The following is a 19,791-nucleotide window of genomic DNA, read 5'->3' on the forward strand; positions in this document are numbered from 1 at the left end:
CTTACTTTTACTCGACGATCAAGAACAGGAATGGCGACGGCGGTAATTATTGATGATGTAGAAGAGGCACGGCTGGCCTTGCAACAAGACCTGGAGGACTACCTTCCTGACATAGAATTGGTTGGATCCGCAGATGGCGTGTTGACTGGAATCAAGCTGATCAAAGCGACGCAGCCCGATATTGTGTTTCTCGATATTCACATGAATGACGGTGATGGCTTCGACCTCCTCGAAATTGCCGATGCTGAATCCTTTCACACCATTTTTACCACTGCTTCGGATGCCTATGCAATCAAAGCTTTTCGGTTTTCGGCCATCGATTATTTGCTCAAACCCATTGATCCGGATGAACTGATGACGGCCGTGGAAAAGGCTTTGGAGAAGCAAAAAAACGATCAAACCCCCTTGGATATCTTAAAGGAAAACCTGGTAGATAAGCCCAAGAAAATTGCCTTGCATACCCAGGAAAAGATTCACATCGCCGAGCTCGAAGAAATCGTTCGGTGTGAATCGAATGGCAACTATACCCAGTTCCATTTTCACGATGGTCAGAAACTCCTGGTGACCCGTACCTTAAAAGTTTTTGATCAGATGCTCGCCGATCAGAATTTTTACCGCGTTCATCAGTCCCATTTGATCAATTGCGACTACATCCGTGAATTTGTCAAAACCGAAGGCGGCTACCTGGTGATGAAAGACCGTTCTCACGTACCCATCTCCAGCCGAAAAAAAGCCGAAGTAATCCGGATGCTTGATCAGTTCTAAATTCAATCTCGAACTCGGAGCGAAGCGATCACCGCAGGTAATCTCGAATCTCGCCCCTCAAACCTGAAAAAGCCCCTAACCAGAGCGGCAGGGGCTTAAAACGCTGCGAGTATCCCGTCACTTCTCGGGCTCGCAGGATCGGAATCAAACTTTATTTATTGGCCATTCCGTTGTTGAGAAGGTTACTGAACACGCCGGCATCACCCGTGGATGGTAGGACCGCGATTTGAACTTTGCTGGCCAACTCTTTGTTCACCATGTAGTTCGCGTAAACCGGATTCTCCGAGCACAATTTTGCCATTTGCATGTCCTGGGAGAAAGTGAGTTTGTCCAGTTCACTTTGTTTCTGGATAGCCAGGGTGTTCAGCTCTTTTTTCTTTTGCATTTCCAGATCTTTAAGGTCACGTTGGCGGTTTAGTTCAGCTTTAGACAGGAGTTCTTTTTTCTCGGCATCGGATTGGGCGCGTAGTCTGGCCACTTGTTTTTCGGTTTCAGCTTTGGCCAGTTGCATGGTACGACGGCTCTTTTCAGTTTCAGCATTTATCTTTTGAACCTTAGCATCCATTTCGGCCTGGGCCATGGCTACCTTTCCATTGGCTTCTGCTTGTTCACGTTGAGACTCGGCTTTTTCCAGATCAATTACCCGTTGTTTGCGGATGGCGGCAAGTTCCTGCTCTTGAGTAGCCAGTTGCTCCTTAGCAGTAGTATAGGTTTTTGGAAAATCGACCCGGGCTACGATTACTTCCTTGATTTCCACCCCAGTTTCACCCAGGTTTTTGAGAAGGTAATTTTTCACTTCGGTAACGAATTGTTCCTTATCAGAGGTAAATACAGAATCCACATCTGAGTAAGTGTTCGCCACCTTGTTGGCCAGTTCGAGTTGGCGCGGAGCGAGAATCAGGGAGTCGTAGCGACCGGGAGTTGAGAATTGGTTGCTGAACTCTTCATAGTCAGCGATTTTCCAGCGCACCGATACCTGGATGTTAAGCGGCACTCCATCGGCCAAGCGAACGTGGCGTAGGTAGTTTTGAGTGACTTGATCCAGGGCGAATTTTTGTGGTGCTTTTTCGGCTGGTTTAGGAGAGCAAGAACTAAGGAATAAGGTAAGGATAAGAAAACCGCCCATGACTCTGGCAGTCAGAACAGGCATTTTTGGCCAGGCCATGGCGCGGTTCAATAAGGTTTTGGAGGCGGGGGTGTAAGCTAAATTTTTCATGATTCCGTTTTTTTTTGATCCTGTCCTGATCGGTGTGTTTCGCGACTGAGACTGGAATTATTGTTTTGATTTCATGACTCAAACATACCAGGGTTGTTTCCATTAATCGGGGCAACTTTATTATTTGCAGGCTCTGCTCTAGTATTCGTAGCCGCTGTTTTAGAATTTGTTTTTTGAAGAAATTGAATAATTGTAAGGTGTTGGTTTTGTGTAGTTTGAGTGATTTATTGGAAAAGCGCAACCGCCCATATAATTCTCACAGCCGTTTATCCTACATAACTTCCTGATTCCAACGAGCATTCTAAATTGGTCTATATGAAAACACGACTCTTAATCCTCTCCTTAGTCCTGATTCATTCCCTGCATCCACTGATGGCTCAGCGGGTGGAAAAAGTTATTGGTCCGGTTCCCAGAATCAATAACGGTGTTCTGGTTGATGACGATGGTACCATCTACGGATGTGATCTATTTGGAAGTGGTTTTGACGGAACCCGTATCTACCAGATTTCGCCTGATGGCCAAACCAGTAAGATCTTTGCCGATGGATTGACCCGCCCCGCTGGAATGGCTTTCGATGCTAATGGACTGCTTTATGTTGCAGAGTTTGGAAGTGGAGAAGTGAGCACGGTGGATACAAATGGTCAGGTGACCCAATTTGCCAGTGGATTTCCAAGCCCGTCAGGATTGGCATTTGATACGGCCGGTTATTTATATGTCACCAACTATGGCAATGGAACTGTGAGCCGCGTATCACCAGCCGGGGTGATAAGAACCTTGACAAGTGGAATTGATCAGCCCGTTGGAATAGCTTTCGACGATCGGCACCGACTTTATGTGGTTAGTCTTCGAAAAGGCAATTTGTGGCGCATCGATACGGCAGGAGCAAAAACTCTTGTGGCCACCCTTCCGGATCTTCCAGTTGGATTTATGTGTTTTGCAAAAGGTAAACTCTATGTCTGTGCCACGGGAAATCACCGCATTTATGAAGTGGAGCTGGATGGAACCTTCCGGGTGTATGCGGGTACGGGACAATTGGGTACGGTCAATGGGCCTGTAGATTCAGCCCGTTTTACGAACCCCGATGGTATTGCCGCCAGTCCGACGGGTGATACACTTTACATATCTGAAAACAACACCAATTTGCTTCGACGCATAGTGCCAGATAGGGATACTATCATTAACTCCCTCCCTGACCATTCATCCGGCGAATGGAAGTTGAATTCCTTTCCCAATCCGAGCTCGGGTAATGTTCGCATTGATCTGGAGGTGATGATTCCTTCTCAAATCCGACTGGTTGGATCATTGGGCCAGGAACTATGGAGCGAATCCATTGCAGCTGGAAATTTCCATTGGCAACTCAATGGTGATGATTACCCCAAAGGGATCTATTTTCTGGAATTGAGAAGCGGAGCGGAATTGCTTGAATCCCGCAAAATTGTTCTTCAGTAATTCTGGATTAGTTTTTCAAATAATCATTGATAATCCTGGATATTTCTGCTCCGCGCTGAACGGCAACAAAGTGTCCTCCGGGTAAAACATGATCCGGATTCTTTACGTTTCGCAGGGGAAACAGGAAATCATGGTTTCCATGAATATGGATCAAATCGGGTGGAGGTGATTTTTGTTTCCATTTACCTATTTGAGTTAAAGACCATCTCAGGTAATCAGGATTTATGTTCTCCATGATTTCATTAAGGGCCTGTTTTTCTCCCTCAGATTTGGCCCCAAACAGAAAATGGGTAACGCCATTGGTTTGCTTCATCAGCTTATCGGGAAGCGTGGCTGTGAGTCCCAATTCAGCAACGGCCCGCATGTAAATCGGAATTTCCTTTCGGCTTTTGGCACTGGAAACAATAAATATTTGCTGTGGCTTGATCAGTTTGGCTATTTCCTGACTCATGATGCCTCCAAACGACACTCCCATCAAACAAAAGGGTTCGTCAGGATTGATGGCCTCTGCCATACGAGAAGCATAATGCTCGATAGTTTCCTGAGGTTCAGGAATTATCCAGGGAATAAATTGGGTGGGGAAATCTAAGCGGGTGGTTTTGAATACTTCTTCACCGGCTCCCAATCCGCTTATCTGATAGATCTTCATTAGATCAATCCACGAGATTTAAGCTCCAGGTACTTGTTGATGGTATTGATGGAAAGCTTCTTAGGTGAAGAAACAATGGCCTGAATACCGTATCGCTTCAGCTCTTCCAAAATCAATTCCTTCTCCAAGATCATTTTCCGGGCCGTCGTTTGATGGTAGATGTCAATTACTTCCTTACAATCCTGTTGAGCCATTTCTTCCAACTCTGAGTTCGAGAAATACATAACAATTAAGAGGTGTAAGCGGTTGATTTTTCGCAGAATCGGGAGAATGCGCTGTAGGGCATTAACACTCTCAAAGTTGGTGTACAAAAAGATCAGACTCCGCTGACCCAATTGACTCCTACAAAGCTGATAGAGCATCTCATAGTTGGCCTCTACCTGACGCTCTTGCTCATTGTAAAGGGTGCTCAAAATTCGCTGCAGGTGTTGCGGACGATTTTCCGCTCGGATGAATGATCCAACTTTATCAGAGAAAGTGACTAATCCAGAACGGTCGTGCTTTTTTAACACAATGTTGGATATGGCCAGGCTGGTGTTAATGGCGTAATCCATCAGGGTTAATCCTTCAAACGGCATTTTCATAGAACGCCCTTTGTCAATAAAGGAATAAACGGGCTGCGAACGCTCATCTTCGTACTTGTTCACCATCAACTTAGCTTGACGCGAACTGGCTTTCCAGTTGATACTCCGTTGATCATCTCCCTGGATGTAATTCTTGATGTGGTCGAATTCGTAGCTGTGCCCAATTTTTCGAATCCGCTTGATGCCGTAGAAGTTAGAGTGCGCTGAAAAGGCTTCTAACTCAAATTGTTTCATTTGAATCACCGAGGGATACACCGCGGTTTCTTCCCCGTTGTCTTCCACCACCATCCATTGTACCAGATTCAATCCGCTTGAAACCAGCATACGGGTTCGCCCAAAGAGATACGCGCCACGTGTTTTGGGGGCAATGGAGTACTCCAGGGTTTTGCTTTCGCCTGGATTCAAATGGGTATTCATGTCGAAATTCCGAATCTGTAATTGCTCAGGAATCTCGTCAATAATTTGAAGGTTTACGTTAAAGGAATATTCCGATTCAATTTCGAGGTAAACGGGATTTTCATCCGAAAGGGAAAGGAGTCCATTTACAGTCCGCTTCGCCTTTACCGTGTTTGTTGAACTACCCAGTCGGAAAATATCCCAGGCCAGGAGTCCGAATAACAACAAAAGGCCCAGTGCCCCAGCGTAGAATAGAGCGGAGTAACTAAACGATAAAACGAATAGAAAACAACAAATCCCTAAAAGACCGAGGAAACGGGTAGTTATGAATATGCCTTTGAAGTACTTCACTAACGAGGAATTTCAATCTCTGCTAAAAACTCATCAATCACCTGTTCAGTGGTCACGCCTTCCAGCTCTTTCTCTGGACTCAGAATAATCCGGTGGTTCAACACAGGCTTAGCCACGTGTTTAATGTCATCTGGAGTAACAAAATTGCGTCCCCGGATAGCCGCAATGGCTTTTGACGTGCGCATTATGGCCAAAGAAGCACGGGGTGAAGCTCCCAGGAATAGATCGGGGCTGTTTCGTGTACTATGAACCAGTTGAGCAATGTATTCGATTAGCTGATCCTTAATATGCACCTTTTCGATCTGTGAACGAAAGCGATTTAAGTCGTTTACTGAAAATACCGGTTTGATGCTCTCTTCCGGTCTCAGGGCAAAGCTGTCTTTGAATCGAGTCATGATACTGATCTCGTCCTTGAGGTCTGGATAGGTCAATTTGACCCGGAACAAAAAACGGTCGAGCTGCGCTTCTGGAAGCTTGTAGGTTCCTTCTTGTTCAATCGGGTTTTGCGTGGCCAATACGAAGAAAGGCTCATCCAATTGGTAGGTAGTTCCATCAACTGTCACCTGGTATTCTTCCATGGTTTCAAAAAGAGCAGCCTGCGACTTGGCCGGGGCCCGGTTAATTTCATCAATCAATACGATATTCGTAAAAATCGGGCCGGCCTTAAATTGAAATTCCGAAGTCTTCATGTTGAATACCGAAGTACCGATCACATCAGAAGGCATCAAGTCTGGCGTAAACTGAATCCGTTTAAAGGAGGTAGAAATAGCCTTCGAGAAGAGTTTAATCATCAAGGTTTTGGCAATTCCAGGAACGCCTTCCAGCAGCAAATGGCCCCGGGAAAGAATACCTGCCATAAGCAGTTCCAGCGTTTCATCCTGACCAATAAGTACCTTTTGGATTTCGGCCTTTAATTGATCTACCGCATTAGCGATTTCGTTAAACTCTTCTTCCTTTTCCAAAGGTTTGATTTCAGGAATTTCAGCGCCTTTCGGAACTTCCGGTGACTCAACCGCAGGAAAGGCTTTTTTGGCTTCAGTTTCCTTGGAAGAATCATGGTTTGCCTGTTCTGCAGGCCCTTCGGTACGTGGAGTTTCTTCCGGATTTACCGATTGTTCAGATTTGTTTGTCTCTTCCATTTTATCTGCATTTTTTGTAAAAAAGTTCGAGTTTTCTATGTAGTTCTACCAGGTCTTTGTTGGTAGAAAGTTCGTTGTATCTCATCTTGAATCCCTTGTCAAACAGCTCGTTGATAAACTCGGGGTCCAATTCAGAGTACTTGGCAATTTCTTGTTTGTAGAGGTCATCATCCTTCGTTCGCTGGATTCGATATCTACGCAGTACATAAGCGTGAAACAGATCCATCAATTGGGCTGCCATGTGACGAGGGTCTCCATTCTCGTAAAACAATTGGCCCACCGTTTTGGCGTAATACACCGAGGAGTTTACCGGAGGATTGATTACCCGCATGGCACGTTGCTTCCGCTTAAAGTTAAAGAGCAGGAATAACAGGACACCACCGGCCAAAGTATACCAGCCCCAGCGCAACGAACGGTTGCTCATGATAAACTGAAGGGGAGTCTGTCTTTTGGTAGACTGCGAAAAGGGATCTGATGATGAGGCGGCATTGGTGCGGTTGTCAATCCAATACACCTTTTTACCTGGAAACTGTTTGAGGAGAGTCCTTACATACTTAAACCCATCGGGACGGATTAAGTGGTAGTTCGTAAACACAAGAGGTGTTAGGTGCTGGTAAAACGCACCCTTTCCATAGTCGATAGAAACAAAGTTGGGCAGGTTGTTGTCGATGGTTCCTTGAACCGTCCAGCCTTCGGGTTGAAGGGTGTCCTTAAAATAGGCGGGATCGATGTGAATCCAGTTGAAATCGACGGTGTCTTTGAGCATTTTGTGATGGTACTCATAGTCAGAGCCATCTCCCGAGGACAGGTACATGGTAACCTCAGGAAGCTCATGATCTTTGAGTGGAGCCTTCAGCTCATAGTTTTCGCTAAAACTTCGGGTTAGGTTTCGGTTAAACATTTCGGAAGCTACCAAAACATGGGCTCCGGCATTCACCAATTTCTTGAGCTCGGCTGCTTTGCTGCTATCGCAATAGATGTAATCTCCGATAAACAAAATGGTAGCCTGCGACGGAGTGTCGATCACATAGCCGGAATCCCGGGAGTAAGAAATGTAGTCAAAATCATAGTCGTGGGCCTCCAGCAATTCCCGAAACAGGGTTGTGCCATAAGGCTGATCACTGTAGCGGTTGTAATGTACCGACCAATCATGATCGGGGATGTATTGCGAAACAAAATAGAATGCCCCAGCCAATAACCCAACAACGGTTACCAAAAGAACCACAACGATTGAATTGTTATTCATCAGGCGTTAGGGTTTTTTGAAAGGCTTCGTATTGGGGAGCCCGGTTTTGATATTCTTTCTCGGTCAATTCCAAATCACCATACCAGATTTTTTCGAAATCTCGGGTTAGGGTTTGAAAGGTTTTGCGACCTTGGTGATCTTTGAGTTCACGGAGGTAATCGTAGTTGGTTTTTTCTTTTTTCCAATCAATGGCACCGGATTCGGAAAGCAGCTGAACAATCTTAAGGTATTGGATACGAAGGGCGAGCTTGTAGTTGCCCAATTTTAGGGCGCTGGCCAGCATGCTATCCAGGTTAAATTGTTCGATATCGGCTTCAGGATCTGATAGCGATTCCAGTTCTTCTAACTCGGCGCCACTAATCCTGCTGTGTGCCGAAGCTCCTTTTTTGTAATTGCTGGCAAGAATAATGATGACATAGAGCAGTGCCATGATAACAGCTATAATGAACACGTACTTGAGTGGTCCAAGAGAAAATCCATCGCTGGCTGGGATGTCTGGATTGAACTCTCCATCTTCTGACGCTTGAGAATCCTCCTCTTCATCGTCATCGTTTTCCCAAAAATCTTCGCTGTAATCAACGTCCTTAATGGTCTCTTCCCATTTGTCTTCTTCAATCTCAATACCTTCTTCCGAATCCTGAGCAAATAGCCCCAGGGAGCAAAAGATCCATATCAGTAGAACCAAGCTGCTGAGCAGACTGCGATATGTTTTCTGGGCCTTCATTTATTCTTGATCCATTCCCAGTATGCGGTTACGAACTCCCACTTGTCGAATACGATCTTTGAGGTGTGCACCGGTTTGAATTTCTTGATTGGTGTACAGCAGGTAATGGGAACAATAGCTAAACAGAACTACCGACATAAAGAGGTAGGTAAAAAACAAAGAGGTGGAAAGCCCTAAATAAGCCAGATCGTAGAATTGACTCTCCGAATAGAAGAGTATGTCTACCGTGCTCATGTAGAAGGTGTAGATCTGTGAGGTAAAGGTGAAGGATAGCAAAAAGACGATCACTCCAATTTTTAAAATTACTTCTCCCAGAGTCATCCAATTCGACAGGGTGTATTGAGTAGACCTACTCAAAACCGTAGCAAAGGACTCTCGCCAAATTAAGGAGCCTGAAATGAAAGCGGACAAGAATGGGGTAAACAGGATGAGGAAGAGAATGCCCCAAAAGAAATTAAACAAGAATACCAAACTCAATATGAGGGACGATAATCCCACATAGGGCATCATGTGGCGAATATTGGTAATCAGGCTGTTTTTGGACAACTCTTCTCGTTCCAGAAAATACATGGAAGTTCCCGAAGCAGAAGCAAATAAAAGGAAGTAGACCAGGGCCAAATAGGGCCGTTTTTCCAGATTACTCAGCGCATCAAATCCTTCGTAATACATCAGGTTGTTAATCAAATCCCGATCAATTCCCTGGGAAATGAGCATCACCAATAGGGTGAGAATCAAAGAAGCCCCAAAGCCCCATTTGAGTAGCGGTATCAGTTGACCTCCCACTTTTTGAAGGGCCAGTCCAATTATTTTTGAACCGGAGTTAACCTGCCTTTTATCAAAGGCCATTTTATCAGGATGATGGGGTGGTGATTCAGGTACGGCCAAATCGGGATTACTCAAATAAACCCGCCGTGGATACCAAACATAATAGAAGACGATAAAGGAAAAGGATACCAAAATATTGGCCAATCGAATTCCGTTGTTCATGTCTGTGTATCGGGTTATAAAACCTTCGATGAAGCCCGCGATGATGAATAGCGGAACCACCCCAGCTAATATTTTTAATCCCCTACGAGCACTCAGTCTAAAACTGATACTTCGGGTATAAGTTCCCGGGAAAATGAGGCCCTTGCCCAAAGTAATACCAGCAGCTCCTGCAATAACGATGGAAGAAATTTCCAAAGCTCCATGTTGCCAAATGGTAAGGAAGGATTCCCAAAACAAACCACGCTCGATAAAGAAATACTGGAAAGCGCCCAGCATTACGCCGTTGTATATGATCACCGCCAAGGTTCCGATACTGGCCAATATTCCGCTCAAAAAGGTCATAAAGGCCACCTTGATGTTGTTCATGGTAATGCCCAGAAACATGCCCAGTTGTCGTTCATCCTTGTACACCGCCATGGGATCGTCTTTGGCAATGTTTTCCTCAGTCATGGTGATATAGCTTTCTCCCATGATCATGGTGGTGAACTCAGGATCGTGCATGGCGGAGAATACACCGATCGCCATCGCGCCAACAAATACCAAAAATGAAATTAATAGCTCTTTACGAGCCTGGTAGAGGTAAAGAGGAAGCTCCGTTGTCCAGAATTTTTTGAATTGGTTCGCCGGACCGGTTTCGTTTTTATAGATCTCCTGAAACAGCAATTGGGCAACTCCATTGAGGTAATTGTTGACCAACCGGCTCTTGTAAAAGGTGCGCGCAAAGGAGAGGTCGTCGGTTATTTCGATGAAAAGCTTGCGAATTTTTTCCGGATCCTTCTTTTTGCTTTTTAGATCCGCTTCGAATTCATTCCACTTTTCTTTATTTTGCTCTACGAAATGAGATTCCTTCATAGAAATTTTTGATTGGGTCCGTAAAAATACCCTATTCGTTGGAATGACCACCACAAAATTGCCATGAGAAGAACAATCGACATAACCACAACACAAAATGTAACGATAGAATACGGTCTTGCCACCGTAACAGATCGCTTTCTGGCTTGGCTGGTAGATACCGTTATTATCTGGACTTCGATGCTGGTTCTCTTTTTCTTTTTCGTAGCCATTACCAACGAGATTGAGGAGTTGGTTATTTTTCTGTGTTCGCTGATTTATTTGTTCTATTCCTTGTTGTTCGAGACTTTTAGAAACGGACAAACTCCAGGGAAGTACCTGATGCGATTGCGGGTGGTAAAAATTAATGGTCAGCCTATCGGCTTCTTTGATTACCTCGCCCGATGGGCTTTCCGTAGCATCGATCTGGTTATGTCAAGCGGTTTTATCGCGGCTCTTCTGGTAAGTTCCACGCCCAAAGGCCAACGGCTGGGTGATTACTTTGGAAACACCACAGTGATCAAAACCAATCCGGCAGAGCGTCTGCGCATTGCCCGAATCTATCAATTGTCTGAACTCGAGAACTACGAACCCGTTTATCCTCAGGTGACTCGCTTGAAGGAATCGGAAGTTTTATTGATTAAGGAAGTATTGACCCGGGCCAAAAAATATCCGGGAAAAAGCAGCAATGAAGCCATGAAGGAATTGCTGATTCGCTTGCAGGAAACCCTGCAGATTAAACTTCCCAAAGACAAGGCGAAGTTCCTTAAAACCTTGATCAAAGACTACGTAGCTCTTACCCGCTAATTAGCTTCAGGTAAAGGTTCTGCCCAATCTGATCCCCGAACGAAAATGGTGTATTGAATGTAAGGCTTGCCTTCATCGGTCATTTCAAAGGTTTGCGCAAAAGGCAGGATTTGAAAGGTTGTACTTAGCCTCGAAGATTGCGAGTAGGGACTATTCTTACCATTCATTTTATACAACGACTTGCTGTTCTCCGGAGTAACTCGTTTAAAATCCTTCACTCCATACACGTACATAAAGAGCAGGTTGTCTGCTGAGATAGGCATTTTTGTATAGGTCGAAGGATCGCGCATAAACTCAGGCAGCATCTTGCTTTTCATGACCATGTAGCTCTCATTCATCATAAAATTCATCGAAAGAATTTTTTCCTCCAGTCCTAAGTCAGAAGAGCGTATTTGAGAAGCCATAGGATGTTTTCCATTGATCCGGTATTGAAATACGTGATAGAGCCCAAAGTAGCCGTAGAGTTTTTGACCCCGAAGGTTTTCGGTTTGGTAGCGGTCGTAGAAGTTTTGGAAAAGTACTTCTTCCCGGCGGTTTTTGTTGATCACATATTCCAGGTTGGTGATTAGGTGATGTCGATTGGGTAGGGAATCGAAACGAGGATCTTTTTGTAGCTGCTGAAGAATTTCTTCGGCCGAACCATCTCTAATGGGATTTGCGAATGCGGTGTCATTCTGTTCAATAAATTGATTGAGGTAAGTCGTCCAAAGCGTTGCGTCCTGCATTTTGTCAATGCCGAGAAAGCGAAATTTTTGATCTTCGGGTAGGTTGCTGTAAAGGGTGTGAAGTTTCCCATATTTGTTTTCGTAATCCAGGTTGTTTCTTCCTTGAACGACGACCCATTTTTTTAGAATGCTTCGAAGAAGCGCAGTGTCACCGTTTTCCAAAAATTGATTGAGTAAGATTCCCTGAACATAGTCCAACTCGGCCAGGTAGGTGCGTACACCATGTTGACCATGCAAATGTTTAAAGAGGTTGACATCAAAATGTGTGGGTTGATCAAAACCATGAATTTCACCCACCAGAATTAAGTCGTTCGAGGCGAAGTCTTCATCGGCCATGGAGAAGGAAAACGGGGTATCGAGATCAACGGTTTCCGAATTCTTTTCGAGGTATTCTACATAGGTTCCACCGCTCAAGTATTCCGAAAGGTGAAAGATGGCGTAGGAAAGAAGGGCCAATACCAAAAGGGCCAAAATGCTTTTTCCAATAAAGCGAAAGACACGTTTTACCAAGGTCAATGGGGTTTAATTACCCTATGAAAGTAAATAACCTGAATAAGGCGAAAAAGAACTTCGATCAGGAATCGATGAATGGGGCTACTCTTCTTTTTCTTTATCTGGAAAAAGGTCATTCACATCGATCGCTGGCGGCGCTTCCAATGCTTCCTTGCGTTTGGAGTTATCTACCACGTACGTCTTGCTAATCGTGTCGTGCCAGCCTCGACCGGAAGAAGCGAAAAAAGAGAAGTGTTCAAAAGGAATAAATCGGCACAAAGACCGCCCCAAAATATTCATAAAGTCAGGTCGACTTCCATCTTCCTTTACTACCTGGGTTTGGGTAACTATTTTACCAATAGTTTTTCCAGTAAGAGCTTCAAAAATGGCGTAGTACAAATACATAATGGAATAGACCATTACGTTGATAGCGGCTTCATTTTTGCCATCTATTATTCGCAAGGCGCCCAAAACGAAAGCCACGGCAAAAAGAATGACAAGTATTGCAATGAGATCTATGATGTAGTTGGCAAATCGCTGCCCACGGGTGGCGAATTGTTCGGGAGTGACATGAGAGTTTCCGGAAGACAGGTGTTCGTCTAAAATATGTTCGGCCATGATCGTGGTTTTTAGTTCTGGGGAACCAAATTAGTAAAAACGCCGGGATGAAGAAGGTTAAGGATTTACAGGGCCATGATGAACTGGGATTTCTGTAAGTTTATCGCTTTTGAAAATCGCAGCATTTCAATAAGAATGAAAGTGCAAATGATGAAGACGAATCTATTGTTTCTGTTAATTCTCACCACCTTCACTTTAAGAGGGCAGGACTTCAATTACCTGAAAAAGATGGAGCGCCTCCCGTTTTATTCGGTGAGTCTTTCTAGCACAGAAACACCAGAAGGTTCTTTCTATCGGGTAAACGATAGTTTGGTGGATTTTGAAACTTATGAGCGTTATGCTTCTGCCTGGAGTAATTTGGAACGGTGCACTCCTTGTTATTTACAGGTTTATGATGTTTCTGATCGTCTCCTTTCAGAAGGTTACCGCCATACAGACTGTCGGTTTGGAACGGTAAAGGTCTACTACTTAACAGGAGAATTAAAGGCAGTAGTTCGGTATAGGGCCCCCAGATTTTCGATTTTATTAAAGTTGTTTCCGAAGCGGTATTGTTCGGTTAGGCATGGAGCAACTCAGGTATTCGACAAGGCTGGGGAGGTCATAAGATCGGAGACTTACAAGAAGGGTGTCCTTCAAAAAAAGCCCATTTCCGATTCAAAATAGAGAACTCCAAGCAGTAGCCTGATTTCGAAAGGAGAAAATTTTAGCTTAGCAACATGATTGTAACAAAGAGCATTTCCCTGTATAAAGTGGTTGGTTGGTCCTGGCACCATACCTTGTGGTTGACAGTTATGACCAGTAGTTTGGCGGCCCTTTACGCCCATGGCTACATTTCCTTTCATATACCCTGGCTTCCGGTCTCAGTTATTGGTACTGCGGTGGCATTTTATGTGGGTTTTAAAAACAATCAGTCCTATGACCGGATGTGGGAAGCCCGCAAAATTTGGGGTGGAATTGTAAACGATAGCCGCTCCTGGGGAATGATGGTGGATGGATTTGTGACCAATCAGTTTGCCCATGAAAAGTTGAGCGATGATGAGCTAAAGGCTATCAAAAAAAGATTGGTCTACCGCCATGTTGGCTGGCTGTATGCCCACCGGAGTCAGCTTTTGGTTCCTACTTCCTGGGAACACGTTAGCCAGGGAGGTATGATGGCCAGGACGGCTCGTTTTTACCAAAAAAGATTTGGAGTGGGTTTGTTGGATGATGACGTGACTCGTTCAGAACTTTCTCAGTTTTTGCCAGCCGAAGAGCACGACCGCTTGATTGGCCATGTAAATACGGCAACCCAAATCATTAATGAACAATCCCGGGATTTGACCAAGTTGCGTGAAAAAGGACTTATTGATGATTTTCGCCACATGGAGATGGAAAGCGTTTTGCGCAGCTTCTATACCCTGCAGGGAAAAAACGAACGAATCAAGAAGTTTCCTCTTCCGCGACAATACGCCAACATGAGTCGCTATTTTGTAGGTATTTTCATTGCTCTGTTGCCCTTTAGTATGATTCCGGAATTGATGAATTTAGGCACTTGGGGGCTCTACCTATCTGTGCCTATCACTGCTTTGCTGGGATGGGTGTACGTTATGATGGAAATCATCGGAGACTATTCCGAAAACCCCTTTGAAGGAATGGCCAACGACATTCCTATGATGTCCCTCTGCCGAACCATTGAAATTGACCTTCGCGAAATGTTGGGAGAAACCGAATTGCCGCCAGCTATCAAACCCAAGCATGGGGTGTTGATGTAGGTTTCAAGGGAATTATTCTATCTTTTTGACCTCAAATGGAATAGAACCCTACCCAAACCAAAATATTCCCTTCATGACAAAAAAAGATTTCCTTCGACTAGTAATCAAGCTCTTCGGATTGTATGGCTTGGTTCTTACCTTGTTTCATTCGGTCCCGTCCCTATTTACCTATTCAATTTCCGGGTTTGATATTTGGCTTGCCATATACGTCCTTGTGGTGGTCGCCGTAACTGTGGCCATTTATGCTCTTTTGATTCGAAATGTAGATTTGCTGATCCGATGGCTAAGACTGGATCAAGGCTTTGATGATGATCAAATCATTATTGGAAATTTCGATGGTTTGAAATTGGTGTCTTTTGCTGTCCTGATCATTGGTGGTTTACTTTTCATTGACTATTTCCCCAGCTTTATCTACAACTGTTATTTCGCCTTTAAAGAACATGTTGGAACACAAAACGAATTGTTTAGTCTTTTTCAATATGAAACGGCGGGTGTCCAATATTTTGATTGGGCCATAGCTACCATGAATCTGATCATTGGTTACTTACTCATTATGAATTACTCCAAGGTAGCCCGATGGGTAATGGGAGTAAATAAGAAAAACGAAAACCAATAAACACCTCTTGGATCAGGAATCAACCAGAAAATTCCGTTTTTGCCGAGCGGGTGGAAATGAATGGAGGCAGGTTAATGGGCTTCGGATTGAAGAACAGATAAGCTAAACTTCAAACGTTTGATGTCCAAATTCAGGCTGCGCTTCTTCGTGGACCACGCATTTTTTGGAATCATCTATTCGGGTATCTGCTTCCAAAAGGTGGGCGGAATGAACTGCGCGAACTTCGTTGGTTTTACAATGAAGGTTGCCTGAAAGACTATTGTCAGCTTCAGCATCCACAAAATGAACGGTGTTGCCTGATCCATGCAAAGTTTCACGAATTTGTTCCTCATGCGGATTATCCGGATGGGTAGGAATAATCAATGTAGTTCCGGATTCGTAGGTAGGGATACTCATTAGGTTAACCGGGTTAGAACCGATGACTTTGTATACAGCGCCACCAAAATCACCCTCGATTGGCTCAAACATCACCGGGAAATGGATGATTTTATCGGCCAGGTCAGGTCGTTTTTTGAGAATCTGGCCTTCCACTTTTTTAATCTTTTCATTGACCGTTGCTGCGACCTTCTCGCCATCTTCTTTACCGCTGTTAACGGCCTTAGCCATGGCTACCTTAAATCCGTCTTCATCCTTCCAGGGGATGATGGATACCACTTCATCTGCATGGCCAACTCTCAGCCAGCTCGTGTCAATCGCGATTCGATTTTCCGGATTGAGCTGGGTCGATTCCAACTGCTCCTTTCCAGGGCCAAAGACTGGATTTCCCTCGTGTTCCCACTTATTGGTATCTGCTCCAAAAATCAGGCTTCGCGATCCATGAACTTGGGTTTCGGGAACGCCCATAAAGTTGCCATAGGAAGCAAAATTTTTGATTCGCTCCGGTCTTTGCGAATTGGCCATCTTGCCTTGGTGCAGGTAGAGATCTCGATCCATTTTTTTGACCGACATTCCTTCCACGGATGTTAATCCCGCTTTTAGAGCCGGGTTCATAGTGTCTTGGCCTCCGCCAAAAAGGGAGTTCTTTTTCTTTTCTTCCACTTCAGCCATTTGATCCTTGGAAATCTCATCTAAGTGTGGAGCTCCTAAAAATTGAGGTTTGCCCTCCTCATTCAGCCCGTAAGTTTGGTAGAATTGGTCCCTAAACCAACGCTCTCCATGACCGAGGCCGGCATACTTTACCTCCTTGGGCAACAAACTTCCGATCTCTTTGTGTTGAGCTTTACCATGATCATCTCCAGAGTAGTGGTACACGGCAGAAACCGGGTCAATGTTTGTCGGTATTTTGAATTTTTCCTGTTCTTGAAGTCGGTGCATATCCATATGGGCCACAAAGTCAAACAGACCATTCAGATTCACTCCGGCAACGAGGTGATTGATTTGAGCCAATCCTTGTCTTCGTTTTAGGTCAAGGTGAGAATCTTCAGGGTGAGCCAATTCAAACCCGTTTTCAGAATCATATTTGAAAATAAAAGGGTTTTCGGTAAGCTCAGCAAGTGCATTCACCATTTCCGGGGTAATGTCTTTGAGTTCAGGTGGTTCCAATCGGGGGTCTCTTTTTTGAACCTCATTGATAAAGTGCATGGTTTCCGGTTTAATGATGGTCCCCTTGTAATCGATTTTCCGCTGAACGGCAGGGTTGCTCATCGAGGTAGCGAGGAGTGCTTTTGGTGGTTCTCGAAAATCGGCGATGTTGCGGTTTGGGTTTCGATTTTCGGATTTGTGGTTTGCGGGTACGGATTGGCTCTCCTTCGATATTTGACGTTTGTGCATGTTTAAGTTAGATGATGAGGCGATCGAATTTAACGAATGATCCGAAGTAGGAACTACGTATTTCTACTTGATTTAGGGAATTGTTCTTACCAACAAGGGCTCATGAGTCTGCATTTTCGTGAGCTTTAACAGGTCCGTCGTTAGGGGTAAACACAAGCAAGGAACAAATGGAAAGGAATGTTGAACTCGAAAAAATCTCCCTAATATTGAGGGGCTATGAATGAGCAATTACTCGATTATGTGAGAAGGTATGTTTCCATTTCGGAGGTCGAATTCCAAATATTCGAATCTTACCTGAAGCCAGTTCAAGTGCAGAAAAAGGGTTTTTTGCTTCGAGCCGGTAACTATTGCCGATCAAGATATTTCATTACAAAGGGTTGTGTTCGCTTGTTTTATATCGATAACAAAGGGAATGAACAGATTATTCATTTTGGAATTGACCAATGGTGGATAAGTGACTATGAGAGTTTGATAAATAATAAACCTTCAACTCTTTTTATACAGGCACTGGAGCCTACAGAAATTCTTGAATTACCTCAGAAAGGATTTGAAGAGCTGTGTGAGAAGGTCCCTCAAACCGAGCGACTTTTTCGAAAAATAATGGAGAGGACCTTCGTAGCGACCCAAAAAAGAATCGAATTCATCTACAGTTTGAATGGAGAAGAACAGCTGCAGCTATTTATGAATTCAAACCCCAAATTCACCCAGCGGGTTCCGCAATATATGATTGCCTCTTATTTGGGCATGTCGCCTGAATTCGTGAGTAAAATCAAAGCCAAAAAGAGATAACTCCATTTCTTAATCATGATTAAGTTTTTTCTCTCGGAAAGAGCAGAGTTTTGCCCAAACTACTCTGACAATGAAAAAATTATTCATGCTCTGTACAGTTGGTGTGATGCTATCCAGCTGCCATTCGGATGACGCCATAAATAAATCGGAAAAGGAGCAATCTACCCAAATTGAAATGGAGTCCAATAGACAATCAAAACACTTTCGGCCCCTCAATGACCACTTGCCCACTATCGGGCTCTTAATGTACGATGGCGTTCTCCAAGGTGAAGTGGTCGCCACATCCGATGTTTTTGCCAAACTGGACAAAGACGGGAAACAGCTTTTTAATGTTATTACGATTGCCGAATCCCTGGATCCCATTGTGTCGGAAGAAGGAATGACGTTTCTTCCTGATTATAGCTTTGATAATTGCCCCAAACTAACCGCCCTCTTTGTGCCGAGCGCTTACGACATGCATGCTCAGGTGAACAATCAGAATATCATCGATTTTATTCGAGTCAAGAATCAGGAAGCTGACCATATGGTTAGTAACTGTGCCGGAGCGCAACTCATTGGGAAGTCGGGAGTGGCCGATGGACATAAGATAGTCACTTGGATAGGAGGCGGAGAGCAATTGCAAAAAGACTATCCGAAATTGAAGGTGCAGAATGACCGTTTAATATCCTTCGTGGAAGATGGAAAATTTAGCTCTTCCAATGGAAACTTAGCCAGTTATATTTCCGCCTTAAAACTGCTGGAAAAAATGACCAGCCAGGAACATCGGGAGTTTGTGGAAAGCTATCTCTATATTGACCAACTCCAAGATTGGAAGGAGTAGAATCTATCTTGCACCTCCTTTAGCGGAAGCGGCTTCCGCATTTATTGTTAGTCTATCCGCGTTTTGTGCAAGCCTGAAAGTGCTAACTTGTAGAAGTTTGTAAAGGCAAATCAAACCTCTATGAAATCAGATATTCAACGGGTGACAACCTTAAGCGAAGCCCATCAAAAATTGGGTTATCCGAAACCTGTACACCCTTTAATTTCCTGGCTCGATCTCTCCCACTTTGAAGTAACCGAAGATCAGGTTGGTTCCAAAACCGCAGTTGACCTGTACATGGTATCGGTTAAGGACAAAAGTTGCGGCATTGAATACGGAAGAAATTCTTTTGATTTTGCCGAGGGTGTTCTGGTCTTTTCTGCGCCCGGTCAGGTTTATACCAACCACAGCCCGGTAAAGAAAGGAGACCTTAACGGATGGTTACTTCATTTCCATCCCGACTTGATTCGAAATACCCACCTCGCTGATATTATTGATGAATACTCCTTCTTCAACTACGACGTATACGAAGCGCTTCACCTTTCGGAAGAGGAGGAGCAGGTGATTACGGATTGTGTCGAAAAGATTAAGAACGAATACGAGCAACGAATCGATAATCACAGCCAGCGGGTTATCGTATCCAACCTGGAATTGTTGCTTAACTACTCCTTGCGGTTTTACGAACGACAATTCAATACCCGTACCAGTCAACACAAGGATGTGGTGACTCAATTTGAAAAAGACTTAAAGGCCTATTACAAACAAGGAAACCGGTCGCGACTGGTCACTCCTTCGATTCAGGAATTTGCCGAAAAAGCGAACCTCTCACAGCACTATTTTAGTGATTTGATCAAAAAGGAAACCGGAAGAGCTCCCAAGGATCACATCAATGATTTTTTGATAGAGCGGGCCAAGAACATGTTGCTTGGAACAGAGTTGTCGGTGAGTGAAATTGCTTATGATTTAGGATTTAACTACCCCCATTATTTTACCCGGGTTTTTAAGTCCAAAACCGGGCAAACTCCCGTTCAATATCGCTCGATGAATTGAGCTTCTGCATTTTGTGTTAGTCCTTCTGCGAAATGTG

Annotated in this window: 19 protein-coding genes; 9 read left to right on the forward strand and 10 right to left on the reverse strand. The window is 44.3% G+C overall.

What is annotated here, in order from left to right:
- The first annotated feature begins 30 nt into the window (after positions 1-30).
- Entirely contained in the window at positions 31-765 is a 735-nt protein-coding gene (locus KFE98_10300; protein ID UTW64502.1) for a response regulator transcription factor, read from the forward strand.
- A gap of 151 nt (positions 766-916) precedes the next feature.
- Here KFE98_10300 and KFE98_10305 read toward each other — a convergent pair whose 3' ends face one another.
- Complete coding sequence (locus KFE98_10305) at positions 917-1,981, reverse strand: hypothetical protein (GenBank protein UTW64503.1); 1,065 nt, start codon at positions 1,979-1,981, stop codon at positions 917-919.
- Positions 1,982-2,296: 315 nt separating this feature from the next.
- Here KFE98_10305 and KFE98_10310 point away from each other — a divergent pair, with 315 nt between their 5' ends.
- Positions 2,297-3,430, forward strand: coding sequence for an SMP-30/gluconolactonase/LRE family protein (locus KFE98_10310; GenBank protein ID UTW64504.1), 1,134 nt, complete (start codon positions 2,297-2,299; stop codon positions 3,428-3,430).
- A gap of 7 nt (positions 3,431-3,437) precedes the next feature.
- On the opposite strand, the gene KFE98_10315 is transcribed toward KFE98_10310, so the two are convergent.
- Genes KFE98_10315 through KFE98_10340 form a run of 6 tightly spaced genes read right to left on the reverse strand, consistent with a single transcriptional unit; the run spans position 3,438 to position 10,358 of the window.
- Positions 3,438-4,079 carry an alpha/beta hydrolase gene (locus KFE98_10315; GenBank protein UTW64505.1) on the reverse strand — a complete coding sequence of 214 codons (642 nt, stop codon included), beginning with the start codon at positions 4,077-4,079 and terminating at the stop codon, positions 3,438-3,440.
- Positions 4,079-5,410 carry a DUF58 domain-containing protein gene (locus KFE98_10320; protein UTW64506.1) on the reverse strand — a complete coding sequence of 444 codons (1,332 nt, stop codon included), beginning with the start codon at positions 5,408-5,410 and terminating at the stop codon, positions 4,079-4,081. The genes KFE98_10315 and KFE98_10320 overlap by 1 nt, the downstream gene beginning before the upstream one ends.
- The gene (locus KFE98_10325) at positions 5,410-6,549 is read right to left on the reverse strand and encodes a MoxR family ATPase (GenBank protein ID UTW64507.1); all 1,140 of its coding nucleotides are present in this window, start codon (positions 6,547-6,549) and stop codon (positions 5,410-5,412) included. The genes KFE98_10320 and KFE98_10325 overlap by 1 nt, the downstream gene beginning before the upstream one ends.
- Position 6,550: 1 nt before the next feature.
- Entirely contained in the window at positions 6,551-7,795 is a 1,245-nt protein-coding gene (locus KFE98_10330) for a DUF4350 domain-containing protein (GenBank protein ID UTW64508.1), read from the reverse strand.
- Positions 7,788-8,519, reverse strand: a complete 732-nt coding sequence (locus tag KFE98_10335; GenBank protein UTW64509.1) for a DUF4129 domain-containing protein — start codon at positions 8,517-8,519, stop codon at positions 7,788-7,790. Before KFE98_10335 ends, KFE98_10330 begins: the two co-directional genes overlap by 8 nt.
- Positions 8,520-10,358, reverse strand: a complete 1,839-nt coding sequence (locus tag KFE98_10340) for a stage II sporulation protein M (GenBank protein ID UTW64510.1) — start codon at positions 10,356-10,358, stop codon at positions 8,520-8,522. It abuts the gene before it with no gap.
- 63 nt (positions 10,359-10,421) lie between these two features.
- Here KFE98_10340 and KFE98_10345 point away from each other — a divergent pair, with 63 nt between their 5' ends.
- Positions 10,422-11,144 carry an RDD family protein gene (locus tag KFE98_10345; GenBank protein ID UTW64511.1) on the forward strand — a complete coding sequence of 241 codons (723 nt, stop codon included), beginning with the start codon at positions 10,422-10,424 and terminating at the stop codon, positions 11,142-11,144.
- Here the strand turns inward: KFE98_10345 and KFE98_10350 are convergent.
- Together KFE98_10350 and KFE98_10355 are read right to left on the reverse strand one after the other, a co-directional pair.
- Positions 11,141-12,379, reverse strand: coding sequence for a hypothetical protein (locus KFE98_10350; GenBank protein UTW64512.1), 1,239 nt, complete (start codon positions 12,377-12,379; stop codon positions 11,141-11,143). The two genes, KFE98_10345 and KFE98_10350, sit on opposite strands and share 4 nt — an antisense overlap.
- A gap of 84 nt (positions 12,380-12,463) precedes the next feature.
- Positions 12,464-12,979, reverse strand: a complete 516-nt coding sequence (locus KFE98_10355; GenBank protein ID UTW64513.1) for an RDD family protein — start codon at positions 12,977-12,979, stop codon at positions 12,464-12,466.
- Between the two features lie 75 nt (positions 12,980-13,054).
- Here KFE98_10355 and KFE98_10360 point away from each other — a divergent pair, with 75 nt between their 5' ends.
- The 3 genes from KFE98_10360 to KFE98_10370 all read left to right on the forward strand — a co-directional run bounded on the left by KFE98_10360 (position 13,055) and on the right by KFE98_10370 (position 15,346).
- Complete coding sequence (locus KFE98_10360; protein UTW64514.1) at positions 13,055-13,642, forward strand: hypothetical protein; 588 nt, start codon at positions 13,055-13,057, stop codon at positions 13,640-13,642.
- Between the two features lie 53 nt (positions 13,643-13,695).
- A complete protein-coding gene (locus KFE98_10365) occupies positions 13,696-14,730 on the forward strand; it encodes a hypothetical protein (GenBank protein UTW64515.1) in 1,035 nt (344 codons plus the stop codon).
- A gap of 73 nt (positions 14,731-14,803) precedes the next feature.
- A complete protein-coding gene (locus tag KFE98_10370; protein ID UTW64516.1) occupies positions 14,804-15,346 on the forward strand; it encodes a hypothetical protein in 543 nt (180 codons plus the stop codon).
- Positions 15,347-15,448: 102 nt separating this feature from the next.
- Here the strand turns inward: KFE98_10370 and KFE98_10375 are convergent, their stop codons facing one another.
- Complete coding sequence (locus KFE98_10375) at positions 15,449-17,116, reverse strand: hypothetical protein (protein ID UTW64517.1); 1,668 nt, start codon at positions 17,114-17,116, stop codon at positions 15,449-15,451.
- A gap of 216 nt (positions 17,117-17,332) precedes the next feature.
- Here KFE98_10375 and KFE98_10380 point away from each other — a divergent pair, with 216 nt between their 5' ends.
- The 3 genes from KFE98_10380 to KFE98_10390 all read left to right on the forward strand — a co-directional run bounded on the left by KFE98_10380 (position 17,333) and on the right by KFE98_10390 (position 19,754).
- On the forward strand, positions 17,333-17,905 hold the full coding sequence (locus tag KFE98_10380) for a Crp/Fnr family transcriptional regulator (protein UTW64518.1): 573 nt from the start codon (positions 17,333-17,335) through the stop codon (positions 17,903-17,905).
- A 70-nt stretch (positions 17,906-17,975) separates the two neighbouring features.
- Positions 17,976-18,725: a DJ-1/PfpI family protein gene (locus KFE98_10385; GenBank protein UTW64519.1), complete on the forward strand. Its 750-nt coding sequence runs from the start codon at positions 17,976-17,978 to the stop codon at positions 18,723-18,725.
- A 120-nt stretch (positions 18,726-18,845) separates the two neighbouring features.
- Positions 18,846-19,754 carry a helix-turn-helix transcriptional regulator gene (locus KFE98_10390; protein UTW64520.1) on the forward strand — a complete coding sequence of 303 codons (909 nt, stop codon included), beginning with the start codon at positions 18,846-18,848 and terminating at the stop codon, positions 19,752-19,754.
- Positions 19,755-19,791: the final 37 nt, after the last annotated feature.

This window comes from bacterium SCSIO 12741, from assembly GCA_024398055.1.
Lineage (GTDB): Bacteria > Bacteroidota > Bacteroidia > Flavobacteriales_G > Salibacteraceae > SCSIO-12741.

What these genes read in the sequence shown, in the direction of transcription:
- KFE98_10370 (UTW64516.1), top strand. Translation starts at nt 14,804, where the DNA reads ATGACAAAAAAAGATTTCCTTCGACTAGTAATCAAGCTCTTCGGATTG.
- KFE98_10345 (UTW64511.1), top strand. Translation starts at nt 10,422, where the DNA reads ATGAGAAGAACAATCGACATAACCACAACACAAAATGTAACGATAGAA.
- KFE98_10330 (UTW64508.1), bottom strand. Translation starts at nt 7,795, where the DNA reads ATGAATAACAATTCAATCGTTGTGGTTCTTTTGGTAACCGTTGTTGGG.
- KFE98_10325 (UTW64507.1), bottom strand. Translation starts at nt 6,549, where the DNA reads ATGGAAGAGACAAACAAATCTGAACAATCGGTAAATCCGGAAGAAACT.
- KFE98_10305 (UTW64503.1), bottom strand. Translation starts at nt 1,981, where the DNA reads ATGAAAAATTTAGCTTACACCCCCGCCTCCAAAACCTTATTGAACCGC.
- KFE98_10315 (UTW64505.1), bottom strand. Translation starts at nt 4,079, where the DNA reads ATGAAGATCTATCAGATAAGCGGATTGGGAGCCGGTGAAGAAGTATTC.
- KFE98_10360 (UTW64514.1), top strand. Translation starts at nt 13,055, where the DNA reads ATGATGAACTGGGATTTCTGTAAGTTTATCGCTTTTGAAAATCGCAGC.
- KFE98_10390 (UTW64520.1), top strand. Translation starts at nt 18,846, where the DNA reads ATGAAATCAGATATTCAACGGGTGACAACCTTAAGCGAAGCCCATCAA.
- KFE98_10355 (UTW64513.1), bottom strand. Translation starts at nt 12,979, where the DNA reads ATGGCCGAACATATTTTAGACGAACACCTGTCTTCCGGAAACTCTCAT.
- KFE98_10300 (UTW64502.1), top strand. Translation starts at nt 31, where the DNA reads ATGGCGACGGCGGTAATTATTGATGATGTAGAAGAGGCACGGCTGGCC.
- KFE98_10340 (UTW64510.1), bottom strand. Translation starts at nt 10,358, where the DNA reads ATGAAGGAATCTCATTTCGTAGAGCAAAATAAAGAAAAGTGGAATGAA.
- KFE98_10380 (UTW64518.1), top strand. Translation starts at nt 17,333, where the DNA reads ATGAATGAGCAATTACTCGATTATGTGAGAAGGTATGTTTCCATTTCG.
- KFE98_10365 (UTW64515.1), top strand. Translation starts at nt 13,696, where the DNA reads ATGATTGTAACAAAGAGCATTTCCCTGTATAAAGTGGTTGGTTGGTCC.
- KFE98_10335 (UTW64509.1), bottom strand. Translation starts at nt 8,519, where the DNA reads ATGAAGGCCCAGAAAACATATCGCAGTCTGCTCAGCAGCTTGGTTCTA.
- KFE98_10310 (UTW64504.1), top strand. Translation starts at nt 2,297, where the DNA reads ATGAAAACACGACTCTTAATCCTCTCCTTAGTCCTGATTCATTCCCTG.
- KFE98_10375 (UTW64517.1), bottom strand. Translation starts at nt 17,116, where the DNA reads ATGCACAAACGTCAAATATCGAAGGAGAGCCAATCCGTACCCGCAAAC.
- KFE98_10385 (UTW64519.1), top strand. Translation starts at nt 17,976, where the DNA reads ATGAAAAAATTATTCATGCTCTGTACAGTTGGTGTGATGCTATCCAGC.